Below are 13696 nucleotides of genomic sequence, written 5' to 3'. Positions count from 1 at the left end.
ATGACGGCAGGTGTCAAGTTATTGCGCCAGAGTGCGGGGCATGGAGATCAACGACCTCACCCCGCCGTCCGCCGCCCCCGCACTCGACACCGCCGCCCTCGCCGCCCTCGTGGCACACGTCCGGGGCCCGGTCCTGATCCCGGGGGACGACGGCTACGACGCCGAGCGGTCCGGCTTCCAGCTGGCCCGCCCGCACCGGCCCGCCGTGATCGTCGGTGCGCGGTGCGCCGAGGACGTCGTCGCCGCGGTGCGCTTCGCCCGCGAACAGGGGCTGCCGGTCGCGGTCCAGGCCACCGGGCACGGGCTGTCCGCGGCCACCGACGGCGGGTTGCTGATCAGTACGCGGCGGATGGCCGGGGTGCGGGTGGACGCGGCGGCCGGCACCGCGCGGGTCGAGGCGGGCGTCGTCTGGGGACAGGTCATCGAGGCGGCGGCCCCGCACGGACTCGCCCCGCTCAACGGCTCCTCCCCGGGCGTCGGCGTCATCTCGTACACCCTCGGGGGCGGCATCGGGGTGCTGGCCCGGACGTACGGCTTCGCCGCCGACCAGGTGCGGTCCGTCGACCTCGTCACCGCCGACGCCCGGCTGCGGCACCTCACCGCGGACACCGATCCCGAGCTGTTCCGGGCGCTGCTCGGCGGCGGGCACGGCCTGGGGGTGGTGACCGCGATGGAGTTCGGGCTGGTGCCGGTGGCCCGGTTGTACGGCGGGCAGCTGGTGTTCGGCGGTGAGCAGATCGACGAGGCGCTGGCGGCGTATCTGCGCTGGACCGAAACCGTGCCGGACGAGCTGACCTCGTCGCTCGCCCTGATCGCCTACCCGGACCTCCCGCAACTGCCCGAGTCGCTGCGCGGCCGCTACCTGGCGCAGATCCGGATCGCCTATACGGGGAGCACCGCGGAGGGCGAGCGGCTGGTGGCACCGCTGCGCGCGGTGGGGCCGAGGGTGAGCGACGACCTGCGCGAGATGCCGTACGCCGAGTCCCACACCATTCACCAGGACCCGAGCGATCCGCATGCCTACAACGGCGACAACGCGCTGCTCAGCGGGCTGGATGTGGCCGCGCTGCGCCGGGTGGTGGCGCTGACCGGACCGGCCGCGCCGGTGATGACCGTGGTCCAGCTCAACCATCTCGGCGGGGCGCTGTCCGCCGGGACCGGCACCGTCGGCCACCGGGACGCCCGGTATGCGCTGCGGCTGCTGTCGCCGCTCGTGGCTGCCCCAGCGGGCGACGGGCCCGGCGGCGACGGGTCCGACGACGGGCTGACGACCGTACGGGCGCTGCACGCCGAGGCGCTCGCGGCCGTCGCGCCCTGGCGGCTCGGCCGGAGCGTGAACTTCCTCCTCGGCGGGCACGAGGACCGGCCGGACGCCGCAGAGGTGGCGCGCAGTGTGCACGACGCCGACGAGCACCGCCGGCTGGCCGGACTCAAGGCCCGCCACGACCCGGAGAACGTCTTCCGCTTCCACCCCGCCGGCACCGCGACGTCGGACCGCACACCGGCCGCCGCCACCTCCGCCGGCTGACGGCCACAACTAGGGGGTGTCTCCCCGAGGGGGAGTTCCCCCCGACGATCCGGCCCGCCGACCGCCCATGAACCCGTCCCAGTGGGCAGGCTGGAGACATGGCTGATCGTACGGAGACGGAGAAGCGGGATCTGGCGGAGGAGTTGGCGGCCGCGGTACGGGGGGAGGTCTCGTTCGCCGCGGCCGACCGGGCACTGATGACGATGGACGCGTCCAATTACCGGCGGGTGCCCAGAGCGGTGGTCGCGCCCCTGGACGCCGAGGATGTCGCGGCGGCGCTGCGGGTGTGCCGGGAGCACGGGGTGCCGGTGGTGCCGCGCGGCGGCGGGACCAGTATCGCGGGGCAGGCGACCGGCGTCGGGGTGGTGCTGGACTTCACCCGGCACATGCGGCGGATCGTGTCCCTGGACCCCGCGACCCGTACGGCCGTGGTGCAGCCCGGCGTGGTGCTGGACGATCTGCGGGCGGCGGCCGCCCCGCACGGACTGACCTTCGGCCCCGACCCCTCCACCCACAGCCGCTGCACCCTCGGCGGCATGATCGGCAACAACTCCTGCGGCTCGCACTCGGTGGCCTGGGGCACCACCGCCGACAGCGTCCGCGAGCTGGAGCTGCTGACGTACGGGGGCGAGCGGGTACGGGCCGGCCGCGGCACGGACCGCACCGGCGCCCCCACCGGACTGCCCCCGCGGCTCCGGGACGGCGTCAAAGGCCTGGTGGACGGGGAGTTGGCGCTGCTGCGCACCGGCTACCCCGACCTTCCCCGCCGGATCTCCGGATACGCCCTGGACGCGCTGCTCCCGGAGCAGGGCACCGACCTGGCCCGCGCCCTCACCGGCAGCGAGGGCACCCTCGGGGTACTGACCGAGGCGACCGTACGCCTCGTGGAGACCCCCGCGGCCCGGGTGCTCGCCGTCCTCGCCTACCCCGACGAGAGCGCCGCTGCCGAGGCCGCGCACACCCTCCTCCCGCACCGGCCGATGACCGTCGAGGGGATGGCCGCCGATCTGGTGGGCGACGCCGCCGGGCTGCCCAAGGGCGGCGCCTGGCTGTTCGTGGAGATGGGCGGTGCGAGCCCGGGGGAGGCGGCCGCCCGTGCCGAGGCGCTCTGCCGGGCGGCCGCCGCGGACGGCAGCACCGACCACACCGTCGTCACCGACCCGGCCGGCCAGCGCGCCCTGTGGCGGATCCGCGAGGACGCCTCCGGCACCGCCACCCGGCTCTCCGACGGCAGTGAGGCCTGGCCCGGCTGGGAGGACTGCGCCGTCCCACCGGAGCGGCTCGGCCCCTATCTGCGGGACTTCCGCGCCCTGCTCACCCAGCACGGCCTGCGCGGTACCCCCTACGGCCACTTCGGCGACGGCTGCATCCACATCCGCGTCGACTTCGATCTGCTGACCCCGCCCGGCATCCGCCGCTTCCGGGAGTTCTCCTACGACCTGGGCGAGCTGGTCGTCGCACACGGCGGTTCGCTCTCCGGCGAGCACGGCGACGGCCAGGCCCGCGCCGAGCTGCTGCCGAAGATGTACGGCCCCGAACTCGTCCGCGTCTTCGAGCAGTTCAAGTCGCTCTGGGACCCGTCCGCCGGCCTCAACCCCGGCATGCTCGTACGCCCCGCCCGCCTCGACGAGAACCTCCGCTTCGACGTACTGCCCAAGCGCCCGGTCCCGGTCGAGTTCGGCTACCCGCACGACAACGGCGACTTCTCCGCGGCCGTACGGCGCTGCGTCGGCGTCGCCAAATGCCGCAACGCCACCACCGCTCCGGGCTCGACGGACGTCATGTGCCCGTCCTTCCGCGCCACCGGCGAGGAGCAGCACTCCACCCGCGGCCGGGCCCGCCTGCTGCACGAGATGCTGGCCGGCGAGGTGATCACGGACGGCTGGCAGTCGCCCGAGGTGCGCGACGCCCTCGACCTCTGCCTCTCCTGCAAGGGCTGCCGCAGCGACTGCCCGGTCGGTGTCGACATGGCCACCTACAAGGCGGAATTCCTGCACCACCACTACGAGGGCCGGGTGCGCCCCGCCGCGCACTACTCGATGGGCCGCCTCCCCCAGTGGCTGCACACCGCCGCCCCGTTGGCCCCCGCCCTCAACGCCCTCGCCCGTACGCCGCTGGCCACCGTCGCCAAACGCCTCGGCGGGATCGCCCCCGAGCGCCCGATCCCCCCACTCGCCACCGAGACCTTCACCCGCTGGTGGTGGCGCCGGCGGAAGACGGCGGCGCGCGCGGGACGGCGCACCGAGGACCACCGTCCCGCACCCTCCCCGTCCGGCGGCCGCACGGTCATCCTCTGGGCCGACACCTTCACCAACCACCTCTCCCCGGAGGTCGGCCGCGCCGCCGTCCGCGTCCTGGAAGCGGCCGGTCTGCGCCCCCTCCTGCCGCCGACCGCCCCACTCCGCCAGCCCGGTGGCGCCCTCCCGCAGCCCAGCCTGCCCCGCCTCCACCGCCCGCCCCTGTGCTGCGGCCTCACCTATGTCTCCACCGGGCAACTCGACCGGGCCCGCACCGTCATGCGCCGCACCGTCGAGGTCCTCGCCCCGCTGCTCCAGGACGGCCACCCTCTGGTCGTCCTCGAACCGAGCTGCGCCGCCGCCCTCCGCACGGACCTGCCGGAACTGCTCGCGGACGACCCACGGGCGGCCCGACTGGCCCAGTCCGTCCGGACCTTCGCGCAAGCCCTGGAAGAGCTGGCACCCGACTGGCAGCCACCACGCATCGACCGCCCCGTCGCCGGCCAGACGCACTGCCACCAGCATGCGGTCCTCGGCGACGCGGCCGAGCGCCGGCTGCGCGAACGCGCGGGCCTCACCGGCCGGCTGAGCGGCGGCTGCTGCGGCCTGGCCGGCAACTTCGGCTTCGAACGCGGCCACTACGACGTCTCGGTGGCCTGCGCCGAGGACCAACTCCTGCCCGCGGTAAGGGAATCCACCGAGGAGACGGAGATCCTCGCGGACGGCTTCTCCTGCCGCACCCAGCTCGACCAGCTGGGCGACCGGCCGGGACGCCATCTGGCGGAGGTGCTGGCGGAGGCGCTGGGGGAGGCGGGGGAGTAGAGGGGCCCCAAGGAGCCGGAGGAGCTGGAGGAGACGGAAGAGCCGGAAGAGCCGGAGAAGCCGGAGGAGCCGGAAGAGCTGGAGGAGCAGAACCGATATCAGGGCCTCCAGGAACTCGGTCGGGATCGCAACCGAGTTCCTGGAGGCCCTTCCTTTATGCCCCGCAGACTTCATGGTCGGTACGAAAACTGGCCTGATAGCAGATGTACGTCAGTTGACCGATGAACTGCGAATATCTCCGGCCTACCGTGTGCCTTGCCAGAAGGGCTCAGCCGCTACAGATGCGCCAGTGGACTGCACTGAAAAGCACGGAAAGCGTGAACTGGTAGGTCGCGAGCGAGGCGAGCGAGCCGATTTCGAGAACCTCAGGAAAACGGTTCAAGGCCGTGCGGGAAGCCTCCCGTGTCGGAAACTGCGCAGGAATGACGGGCAGCCGGAAAGGGGGACCGCGACCGTGTGGCTGACCCGCTTCAGGGAACTGTCGCTCGCTCTGCGGGTGTTGTTTCTCGCCTCCTTCGTCAACCGGGCCGGGATGTTCGTCTTCCCCTTGCTCGCCGTCTACCTGGTACGGGCGAAGGGCCTCAGCCTCGCCGAGGTAGGACTGCTGATTTCTCTCGGCAGCACCGGGTTGCTGGTGGGCAGTCTCCTCAGCGGACCGTTCTGCGATCTGTGCGGCCGCCGCCAGGCGCTGCTCCTCGCGCTGCTTCTCAACGCAGCCGGCTATCTGGGCCTGGCCACTCTGGACGTGCCACCGTGGGCGTTCGTGGCCCTGCTCTTCGTCGCTCTGGTCGGGATGGGCATGTTCGGCCCCGCTTCCAACACCCTGATCGCCGATCTGACCACCACCGGGCAGCGGCCCTTTGCGTACACCGTCAGCTACATCGGCAATAACCTGGGGACGGGCATCGGCCCACTGCTCGGTGGTGTGGCGGCCGCGTACTCGTACCACGTCATGTTCGTGGGAAACATCGTGGCCGGACTGTTGTGCGCGGCCTTGATCGCGGTGTGGATCCCGGCCGACAGCCGACGCGGCGCGGGCCGCAAGGGCCGCAAGGGCAGCAAGAAGCCCAGGGAGAAGGTGCGGTACGGCACGCTCGGCCACGGCCATGTGGTGGCGCTCGTGCTGGTCTCCTTCTTCTACATCGTCCCGCTGAACGGCCTTGAGTACGCGCTCCCGCTTGCCGTCACGACCGTGCTCGGTGAGCCGACGGGCCTGATCGGTGTCATCTACGCGATCAACAGTGTCGCTGTGGTGAGCTTTGGCCTGCTGATCGAGAAGCGCCTCCCGGCGTACCGCACAAAGGTGCTGCTGATCGTGGCCGGTCTGCTCTGGGCCCTCGGTCTGTCGGTGCTCACCTTCGCCCTCTCCTTGCCGGTCATGCTTCTCTCCATCCTCGTGTGGACGCTCGGCGAGGTCATCGTGTCCGTCGTCGTGCCGACCTATATCGCCGACCATGTCGACGAGCGCCGGGTCGGGAGCTTCATGGCGCTCAACGGCTTCGTACTGGCCCTGTCCCGGCTGGTAGTGCCGGCCGGACTCGGCTTCATCTGGCAGTCCCACGGCGTCGGCCGGGTCTTCTTCACCCTGCTGGTCACTTCGATGGTGGGCCTGGCCGTCTTCGCACTGCTGCGCATCAGGACCGCGGGCCACGCCGCTTCCGGCCGGCCGACCGCGTCCTCCGCGCACACCCGGGCCTCACCGGTCAGTTGACCGGCTGCTGCTGCTGCTGCTGCTGCGGCTGCGGCGGCGGCTGCGGCCTGTCCGGCAACCTCGATACCGGCGCAGGACCACCCAGGCCACGAGGATCACGGCCACCAGCCCTCCGACCACGGCCCAGCCGACCGCACCGAAGCCGGCTGTCAGCCTCTCGGCCGAGGCGCCCGCCGCCGCCCCACCGAAGACGTACAGCGCCGACCAGGTCGCGGCTCCCGCCAGGGAAGCGGGAAGAAAACGGGAATAACGCACTTTGGCCACCCCGGCCGCTGCCGGGGTCAGCGTCCGGATCACGGGCAGCAGACGGGTGAGAAAGACCGCCCATGCCCCGTACCGGTGCAGCGCGGCCACGGCCCGGTCCCACTGCCGGTCCTCGATTCGACGCAGCAGCGCGACGGAACGCAGCCCGTCACCGTAGCGGCGGCCCAGCACATAACCCACATGATCACCGCAGCTGGCAGCCAGGGCGACCACCACGAACAACCCGGCCAGCAGCGCCTTGCCGTCCACCGCCGCCCCCGCTATCAGCACTGCGGTCTCCCCCGGCACGGCGACGCCGATGCCCAGGCCGGATTCGGCCGCACTGAACGCCGCCGCTGCTCCCAGCACCGCCGCCGGTGGAAGATCCTTCAAGGCTTCCATTGTCTGCGTGAACCATGACACGTGCTGTGACCTCCCGGCCTCTTGCTCCACTGCCCACTGAGGCATCACCAGTTCATCCCGCGAGGGGAGCGAAACGGTCATGCCAGGGGAGGAAGAGAGCCCAGGACTCAGGTCGTACGAGCCGCTGCTGTCTCATTCCGCCAGCTACATCCACCCCCAGAGCAATAGCGCGGCCACGAACATCCAGAAGGCCACCCGAGTCCGTGCGAAGGCCACCCGAACCCGTGAGAAGGCCACCCGAATCCGTGCGAATCCGTGCCCTCCATCACGGGTGTGTGAGCGGACAGCCTGGCGAGCCGGACCAGACTGCCCGGGTGCCCTGGTGGCCGCTCAGCAGGGACGCTCGCCGGTGTGTACGGGGACGGTGCGCGCCGGGAGGTGAGCACCGGCGCGTACCGGCCTGGGTGGACAGGGGGCGTGCCTCCGCCGGCCGCCTCCGTGGCGGCCTCTGCGGGGTGAGGGCAGGCGCGGCGGGAACACTGAAGAGCAGGTGAGAAGTCAACGGGCGGGCCGGTGCGCGCGGCGCGGGAGGACAGCGCGTCCGAACGCCGCGGCGGAGCCGGCGCCGCTGTGAGGTTCTGGGGGGCAATGGTGCGGAGTTTTGACCTCAAGGCAGAAGCGGAAATGCGACTGGATTCCGACCGCCGGGCCGCGGAACTGGCCCGCAAACGCCGCGAGAAGCCCACACCGGCCACGGACGGCACCCAAGGCCCCACTCAGGCTGACGGGCCGCCCGCGGCTGGGGTGGCGGATGCCGGCGACGATGAGAGTTAGGGCAGGAAGCCAGACCATCCGCGTACACGAAGCGAATCACGAACCGCGCGCACCAGAAGCCGGGCGTGATGAGGACCGGTGCCGCCCGCCCCGCCCGTCACGCCGCCCCCTGAACACACGGAGTTTCAGGGGAGGCCGCGGCACGGGCCTGGGCATCCGGGCGGGCAACAAGTGCGTAGGTGCACCCCTCCGCATCAACTGCCCGCAGAACAAAAGGGATTCCGGCCGCAAGACCATCCACGGCCCAATGGAATTCGACCGCATCGTCCAGCCACGCACGTACCGCCCCGTCGTACGGGGCGCCTAACTGCTGCGCCACGTGCTCCGCCCGCGTCCGGACCCAGCCCAGGGCGCGGCCCGGCGAGTACGACGTCCAGACACCGAGGCCGATCGAGGAACCGTCCGGATGGCGGGCCGTGGCCTCCGCCCGGTAGACCACGGGCCTCGGGGCCGTCAGGGGCTGCGCAGAACCGGTGCCCGACACGGTGCCGAGGCGTCGCATACGGCCAACTCGGCCCACACGGTCTTTCCGGTGCCGTCCCGGTCGACGCCCCAGCCACTTGCTAAGGCGTCCACCAGCACCAAACCACGCCCACATTCCTCGTCCTCCTTGGCATCGCTCATCACGGGCAGTTCGTCGCTCGCGTCCCGCACCTCCAGCCGGAGGCAGCCGTCCGACAGCGCGAACCGGACGCCGACCTCCGAGGCGGCGGACGCTTGTGCCTGCACGGCGTTGGCGACCAGTTCAGACAGCAACAGCTCGGCGGAGTAGGCCGGTTCGCCACTGATGTGCCACAGCTGGAGGTGATGGCGGAGCACTGCGCGGGCACGGGCGGCGCTTCGGTCATCTCCGGGTAACAGGTGGTCCGCGGCAGTCGGCAGGGCGGGTGTGAGTCGTGTTGCTGCTGGTCGGGCGCGTGTGGACATAGCTATCCCCTTGGTGCGCATGACGGAGCGTCAAGATCACTTGTGCGTAACGCACGTTGTACGCTCGGTGATGTTACGCATGGGATGCGTTCGCGCACAATGAGAACGCAATGATTGCGAACTTCTTCTGTGTCTTCGAACTGGGTTGAGTTGAGCCTTGGTGGTCGCCCAGACTCGCGGGTACCACCGAGTCATCGAAGGGACCGCACGTGGCCGACAAGCGACAACATCCCCCAACCGTGAGGCTCAGACGGTTGGCCGCGGAGCTGCGCCGGCTTCGTGCGGCTGCGGGGATGACCCGTGAGGAGGTCACGGAGAAGAAGGGGATCAACGCGGCGACGCTCTACCGCATCGAAAAGGCGCGCGCCCGACCGCAGAAGCGGACGCTGGTCGCCCTGCTTGATTTGTACGACGCGACCGATGCCCAGAGGGCTGACCTCCTGGCCATCCAGAGCGGTTCCAACGATCAGGGCTGGCTGCGTCCGTACCACTCGGAGTTGCCCGAGGAATACACGGCCTACATCGGCTTTGAAGCCGAAGCCCGCACGGTGCGCAACTACGAGTCACTGTTTCTCCCTGGTCTCGCGCAGACTGAGAGCTATGCCCGCGCAGTCATCAAAGGCGTGTGGGCAGCTGCCAGCCACAAAGAGGTGGAGCAGCGAGTCCAGGCGCGCATGGAGCGACAGGCCTTGCTCAGCAAAGAGCACCCGCTACAGCTCTGGGCGATTGTCGATGAGGCGGCCCTGCGACGCGCGGTGGGCGGGAGCAAGGTGATGCAGGAACAGGCGCAGCACCTGCTCCAGCTCATGGAGGAGCCGAACGTCACGTTCCAGGTGATCCCCTTCGACAAGGGGGCGCATGCAGGTATGCCTGGAAGCTTCGTGCACATGGACTTCCCGGACCCTGCGGACCCAGAGTTGGTCTACGTAGATACCCCGGCGGGCGATCTCTTCCTGGAGTCGGAGGCAGAGATGCGCCGCTACAAGTCGATGTTCGAGCACCTGCAAGCTGTGGCCATGGGGCCGAACGACAGTGCTGCCCTGGTGGCTACGGTTGCCGCAGCGAGAGACTAGACGAGGTGTTTGGAATGCACAGCGACTTCTCCGGCATAGTGTGGCGGAAGAGCAGTTACAGCAGCGCGAACGGTCAGTGCGTAGAAATCGGTGATGGTCTGCCGGGCGTCCTGCCCGTACGGGACAGCAAGAACCCGGCCGGCCCGCGTCTGGTTTTCGGCGCAGCTGCTTGGACCTCTTTCATGGCGGAGCTGAAGGAAAACCCGTACATGGTTTTCTGAGGCCGCGAGGATCAAGGCCGGTGGCAGATAGCGGAGTGCCCCAGGGCCAAACATTGGTCCTGGGGCACTGCCCTCGTTCGCAGCCTCAGCGCAAGTCCTCAAGCGCCTTCAGGATGAGCGCCCGCGCCTCCGCGTCGTATACGGCCATGCTGCGCAGCTGCTCGAACGCCTTGAGATACTGGGCGACTTCGGAGGGCTGGGCGATGTCCACCTTTGCGGACACCAGCTCGACCGATACAAGGCGGTCGTCGTACATGTGCAACGTCTCACGCGGCCACTGCACCCGCTCGCGCGTCGCCATCGGGATGATCCCGAGCGACACGGACGGCAGGGTGTCGGTTGTCAGCAGGTAATCCAGCTGAGCAGTCATCACCGCCGTGTCTCCGAGCTGGTGGTACAGCACTGGTTCTTCGATGAGCAGAACGAACCTGCGCTCGGGCTCATGGATGATGCGGGAGCGCTCGACCCGCGCTCGCGCGGCCTCCGCGCTGTCGTCGAGGGGGAGTTCCTGAAAGTCGGCGACTGTGCGTAGCACTGCAGCCGCATAGCCCTCGGTCTGCAACAGCCCAGGCATGAGGGTGGAGGAGTAGATACGGAACAGCCGGGTCTCTTGGAATAATTGGACCAAGCGGTTCTGGAGTGGCTTCAGCCCGTCGCGTACCTTGTGGCGCCACTCGGTGTACGTCGACTCGGGATTCGGTGACTGCGGCATTGCGTGCGTCCTTGTGCATCCAGTAGGGGTGTCATGGGGGACAGACCAGTCTTCGGGCTCTGTTGAACACGTTCTGCGTCTCGGTGCTGTAAACGGCACACTCCCGGAGCGTGTTCCACTCGTCCGGTGCGTTCTCACCGGGTCGGGTCATCCCCGGGTTGCGGCCACCAGCGTTGCGAATTTCTCGAAGGGGGAGGAGTGATGAAGCGCGGCGTCGCGTACCTGGGCGTACCGGATCACTTCCGCGGGCTCCGTGATCAATTCGACGTGGAGGAGAGTGTCTGCATCGTCGAAATGCAATAGTGCGATGAACCGTGAGTCGAAGATCCAGAAATCTTCGGCGGGTAGTTGGAGCCGCTCGGCGTCGGCGCGCCACAGGTTGCGCATGTCTTCTCCTGTGGCTGAATTGCGCTTTGCGTTGTCGAGTAGGTACAGCTGGCCGGTAGTTGGAGGGTCGTCGACGATGCGTACCCGGCCGACGCGCTTGCCCGCCGCCGTCTGTGCCTGCATGTTCCTGCACCATTCGTTATCGAGATCCCACGACACGGTGCCCGTCTCGACGAACTCGCGGTAGGTCTCGTTCTCACGGTCGGAGGCATAGCCACGGCGGGTCTCCAGTCGCCATGCAGAGTGCTCGAAAGTCTTGAATAGCTCCCTGAACTCGTTCAGGTCGATGAGAGCGGACACGTGGTGGCCTCCTTTGGCTTCATTCAGCCGTGAGCGAGTTCTCTGAATTGCATGGAATCAGCGTGTGTTGAGGGCTCGGCGGGCCCTGTGTATGACGTTCTGCGCCTCGGTGCCGTAGACGGCAGACTCCCGGAGCGTGTTCCAGACCTTCAAGTAGGTGGCGATGTTGTGAGCGTCGTCCAGCCACAGCTCCGCGTGCCAGTCCTCAGTGATCGCCAGCCGGTCGTCCAGGACGCAGAATCCGTTGGCCGGGGCGAGCTTCAGGGGTGCCCCGAGGGGGACGATGCCCAGCGAGATGCTGTCCATGCCGATGACTCCGACGAGTCGGTCGAGCTGGGCAGCGAGTACGGAGGGTGGGCAGATGAGGGTGTGGAGGGCCGCTTCCCACATCAGGACGTGGAGCTTCTTTCCCGATTGGTAAAGCCATTCCTGTCGCTTCATCCTTGCTTTCACTGCTTCGTCTGCATCCGGCTTCGATTGCTGGAATTCCGCGTAACGGATGAAGACGTGGCGCGCGTAATCGGCGGTCTGCAACATGCCTGCGATGATGGCCTCTTCCCATATGCGAAGGACCTTGGACCGTGCTACTTCCGCGTTCCAGGTCTGTTGCACCGGAAGGTGACCGGACGCCAATTGCCGACGCCACGAACGGATGTGGGATTCGAACCCCGCCAGGTGGGCGAGTAGTTCGGCCGTAGCCTCCGGATGGCCTGTCGCCTCGGCCCACGCTCGCACGTCTTCGCCGGTGGCCGTCTGATTTCCGTTCTCCAGCTTGTAAATCTTGGAGTGGACGCAGCCGAGGCGGGCGGCCAGCTGCGGACCGGTGAGCTTGCCCGTCGGGCAGGATTCCCGTAGTTCTCGGAGCCTGGCCCCAAGGGCGATCCTGGCTTGCTGGTAGTCGGTGCTCACCGGTCCACACTCACTACTCTGCGGCAGACACCTCCGCCGCGAACGTCTCGTACGGGATGGCGTGCTGCCATGCGGCGTCACGCACCTGGCAGTACCGGACGACCTCAGCCGGTTCGGTGATCAGCTCGACGCTCAAGAGGGCGTCGGCGTCGTCGAAGTTCAGCAGGGCGACCAACCGGGAGTCAAAGATCCAGAAATCTTCGGCGGGAAGGTGCAGGCGTTCGGCGTCGGCGCGCCGCAGATTGCGTACGTCCTCGCCCGTGGCGGCATTGCACTGCGAGTAGCCGAGCAGGTAAAGCTGACCGCTCATCGGAGGGCTGTCGACGATGCGCACCCGGCCGATGTGCTTGCCGGTCGCCGTCTGCGCGCGGATGTTCGTGCACCATGCGTCATCCAGGTCCCACGTCACGGTGCCTGTATCGAGGAAATTCCGGTGATCCTCGTCCTCCTGTCCGAGGCGTAACCACGGCGGGATTCGAGGTGCCATGCCGAATGCTCGAAGGCTTCGTAGAGCTTGCGGAATTCCTCCTGACCGATGATTTCAGGCACGCGATCGATCTCCTTCGGGCCCCAGTCCACGAGCAGTTCGCGAGGCACGACGACCGCCGAATCCCCCGGACTGAAGTGTTGGAGCTGTTCAAGGTCTAAGGCGTCGCTGAGCGGCGCTCCCTGGACGATGATCTCGCCCGTTTCCAGGTCCTCGTGCAGAGCGGGGCAGCCGCCTTGCTTGCTGTCCGTGCCCCTGAAGCGCAGTCGTCGCGTCATGGCCGTCTCCCTCGTGGTGAAGGTCCGAGCCTCCAGCATCACCGCGCCTCGGGGCCCCGCACCACAGCTTGCACTCGCACGTGTGAGAACAGACGAGAACATTCGGCCATTCTCCGAGAACATTGGAGAACATTGCGTGGCGGCGATTTCTCCCGCTTCCTAACCTCCTGCTCATGACCGCACCAACACACGGAGCCGTGGCGGAACCCGTCGAGGCGACCGAATGAGCACTCCCACGAGCGCGTCCATGACGCGTAGGTGCCCCCAGTGCGAAGACCTGGAGCGCAGCCGGAAGCAGGCCGAAGCGGATCGGGATCTCAGCAAGGTGACCGACGTCAACGTCCTGATTGTCCGGCACCGGATGACGCACCCGGCGGAGCCGTAGACGGGAGCGGGCAGCCCTGAGAACTCCCGCCCCGGCCGCCATTCCCTGGCAGGACACGGCCGGAGCGGGCGGGCCCGCAAGGGGCCCTCGCAAGTGCACGACGACGCGCGGACCGACCGCGCGGCGACTCAGCACCCGAGGAGATGACCATGCGATACCGCCTCGATCCGGTCAAGTGCGGCGGCGACGAGGACGACAGCCAGGGGGGCAACCCCAACGGAGGCTGCGGCGACGGGCAAGGCTGCGGTCGCCAGTAGTCCGCGGATCAGGCGGCCCCCG

At 68.8% G+C, this 13696-nt stretch carries 12 protein-coding genes and 1 pseudogene; 7 read left to right on the top strand and 6 right to left on the bottom strand.

The window, feature by feature from the left end; translation table 11 throughout:
* Nucleotides 1–40 precede the first annotated feature (40 nt).
* The 3 genes from AB0C46_RS36820 to AB0C46_RS36810 all read left to right on the top strand — a co-directional run bounded on the left by AB0C46_RS36820 (nt 41) and on the right by AB0C46_RS36810 (nt 6298).
* On the top strand, nt 41–1528 hold the full coding sequence (locus AB0C46_RS36820) for an FAD-binding protein (RefSeq protein WP_362833427.1): 1488 nt from the start codon (nt 41–43) through the stop codon (nt 1526–1528).
* Between the two features lie 98 nt (nt 1529–1626).
* On the top strand, nt 1627–4587 hold the full coding sequence (locus AB0C46_RS36815; protein WP_362833425.1) for an FAD-binding and (Fe-S)-binding domain-containing protein: 2961 nt from the start codon (nt 1627–1629) through the stop codon (nt 4585–4587).
* Nucleotides 4588–5041: 454 nt separating this feature from the next.
* Nucleotides 5042–6298, top strand: coding sequence for an MFS transporter (locus AB0C46_RS36810; RefSeq protein ID WP_362833424.1), 1257 nt, complete (start codon nt 5042–5044; stop codon nt 6296–6298).
* Here AB0C46_RS36810 and AB0C46_RS36805 read toward each other — a convergent pair.
* Nucleotides 6284–6934, bottom strand: a complete 651-nt coding sequence (locus AB0C46_RS36805) for a DedA family protein (RefSeq protein ID WP_362833423.1) — start codon at nt 6932–6934, stop codon at nt 6284–6286. The genes AB0C46_RS36810 and AB0C46_RS36805 overlap by 15 nt on opposite strands.
* A 654-nt stretch (nt 6935–7588) precedes the next feature.
* On the opposite strand from AB0C46_RS36805, the gene AB0C46_RS36800 reads away from it, so the two are divergent.
* The gene (locus tag AB0C46_RS36800; RefSeq protein WP_362833421.1) at nt 7589–7738 is read left to right on the top strand and encodes a hypothetical protein; all 150 of its coding nucleotides are present in this window, start codon (nt 7589–7591) and stop codon (nt 7736–7738) included.
* 453 nt (nt 7739–8191) lie between these two features.
* On the opposite strand, the gene AB0C46_RS36795 is transcribed toward AB0C46_RS36800, so the two are convergent.
* Nucleotides 8192–8665 carry an ATP-binding protein gene (locus AB0C46_RS36795; protein ID WP_362833420.1) on the bottom strand — a complete coding sequence of 158 codons (474 nt, stop codon included), beginning with the start codon at nt 8663–8665 and terminating at the stop codon, nt 8192–8194.
* Between the two features lie 254 nt (nt 8666–8919).
* Between AB0C46_RS36795 and AB0C46_RS36790 the strand changes: the two genes are divergently transcribed.
* Together AB0C46_RS36790 and AB0C46_RS36785 are read left to right on the top strand one after the other, a co-directional pair.
* Nucleotides 8920–9738, top strand: a complete 819-nt coding sequence (locus tag AB0C46_RS36790) for a helix-turn-helix transcriptional regulator (RefSeq protein WP_362833418.1) — start codon at nt 8920–8922, stop codon at nt 9736–9738.
* 14 nt (nt 9739–9752) lie between these two features.
* A complete protein-coding gene (locus tag AB0C46_RS36785) occupies nt 9753–9959 on the top strand; it encodes a DUF397 domain-containing protein (protein WP_362833417.1) in 207 nt (68 codons plus the stop codon).
* Between the two features lie 85 nt (nt 9960–10044).
* Here AB0C46_RS36785 and AB0C46_RS36780 read toward each other — a convergent pair whose 3' ends face one another.
* The 4 genes and pseudogenes from AB0C46_RS36780 to AB0C46_RS36765 form a co-directional block, all read right to left on the bottom strand.
* Nucleotides 10045–10671 (bottom strand): DUF5753 domain-containing protein, encoded by a 627-nt coding sequence (locus AB0C46_RS36780; RefSeq protein ID WP_362833416.1) that lies wholly within the window; start codon nt 10669–10671, stop codon nt 10045–10047.
* A 147-nt stretch (nt 10672–10818) separates the two neighbouring features.
* Nucleotides 10819–11358, bottom strand: a complete 540-nt coding sequence (locus AB0C46_RS36775) for a DUF6879 family protein (RefSeq protein WP_362833415.1) — start codon at nt 11356–11358, stop codon at nt 10819–10821.
* A 57-nt stretch (nt 11359–11415) separates the two neighbouring features.
* The gene (locus AB0C46_RS36770; RefSeq protein ID WP_362833414.1) at nt 11416–12267 is read right to left on the bottom strand and encodes a helix-turn-helix transcriptional regulator; all 852 of its coding nucleotides are present in this window, start codon (nt 12265–12267) and stop codon (nt 11416–11418) included.
* Between the two features lie 13 nt (nt 12268–12280).
* Nucleotides 12281–13032, bottom strand: a pseudogene (locus AB0C46_RS36765) (DUF6879 family protein).
* A 247-nt stretch (nt 13033–13279) separates the two neighbouring features.
* Here AB0C46_RS36765 and AB0C46_RS36760 point away from each other — a divergent pair.
* Nucleotides 13280–13417, top strand: coding sequence for a hypothetical protein (locus AB0C46_RS36760; protein WP_362833413.1), 138 nt, complete (start codon nt 13280–13282; stop codon nt 13415–13417).
* The last annotated feature ends 279 nt before the right edge of the window (nt 13418–13696 follow it).

It is taken from the genome of Streptomyces sp. NPDC048637, assembly GCF_040650675.1.
Lineage (GTDB): Bacteria > Actinomycetota > Actinomycetes > Streptomycetales > Streptomycetaceae > Streptomyces.
The sequence above is the reverse complement of the archived record's forward strand: the minus strand, read 5'-3'. Positions and strand labels throughout refer to the sequence as shown.

Excerpts from the sequence above, each read along its gene's own strand:
- AB0C46_RS36780 (WP_362833416.1), bottom strand. The coding sequence starts at position 10,671 with ATGCCGCAGTCACCGAATCCCGAGTCGACGTACACCGAGTGGCGCCAC.
- AB0C46_RS36800 (WP_362833421.1), top strand. The coding sequence starts at position 7,589 with ATGCGACTGGATTCCGACCGCCGGGCCGCGGAACTGGCCCGCAAACGC.
- AB0C46_RS36795 (WP_362833420.1), bottom strand. The coding sequence starts at position 8,665 with ATGTCCACACGCGCCCGACCAGCAGCAACACGACTCACACCCGCCCTG.
- AB0C46_RS36785 (WP_362833417.1), top strand. The coding sequence starts at position 9,753 with ATGCACAGCGACTTCTCCGGCATAGTGTGGCGGAAGAGCAGTTACAGC.
- AB0C46_RS36820 (WP_362833427.1), top strand. The coding sequence starts at position 41 with ATGGAGATCAACGACCTCACCCCGCCGTCCGCCGCCCCCGCACTCGAC.
- AB0C46_RS36760 (WP_362833413.1), top strand. The coding sequence starts at position 13,280 with ATGACGCGTAGGTGCCCCCAGTGCGAAGACCTGGAGCGCAGCCGGAAG.
- AB0C46_RS36815 (WP_362833425.1), top strand. The coding sequence starts at position 1,627 with ATGGCTGATCGTACGGAGACGGAGAAGCGGGATCTGGCGGAGGAGTTG.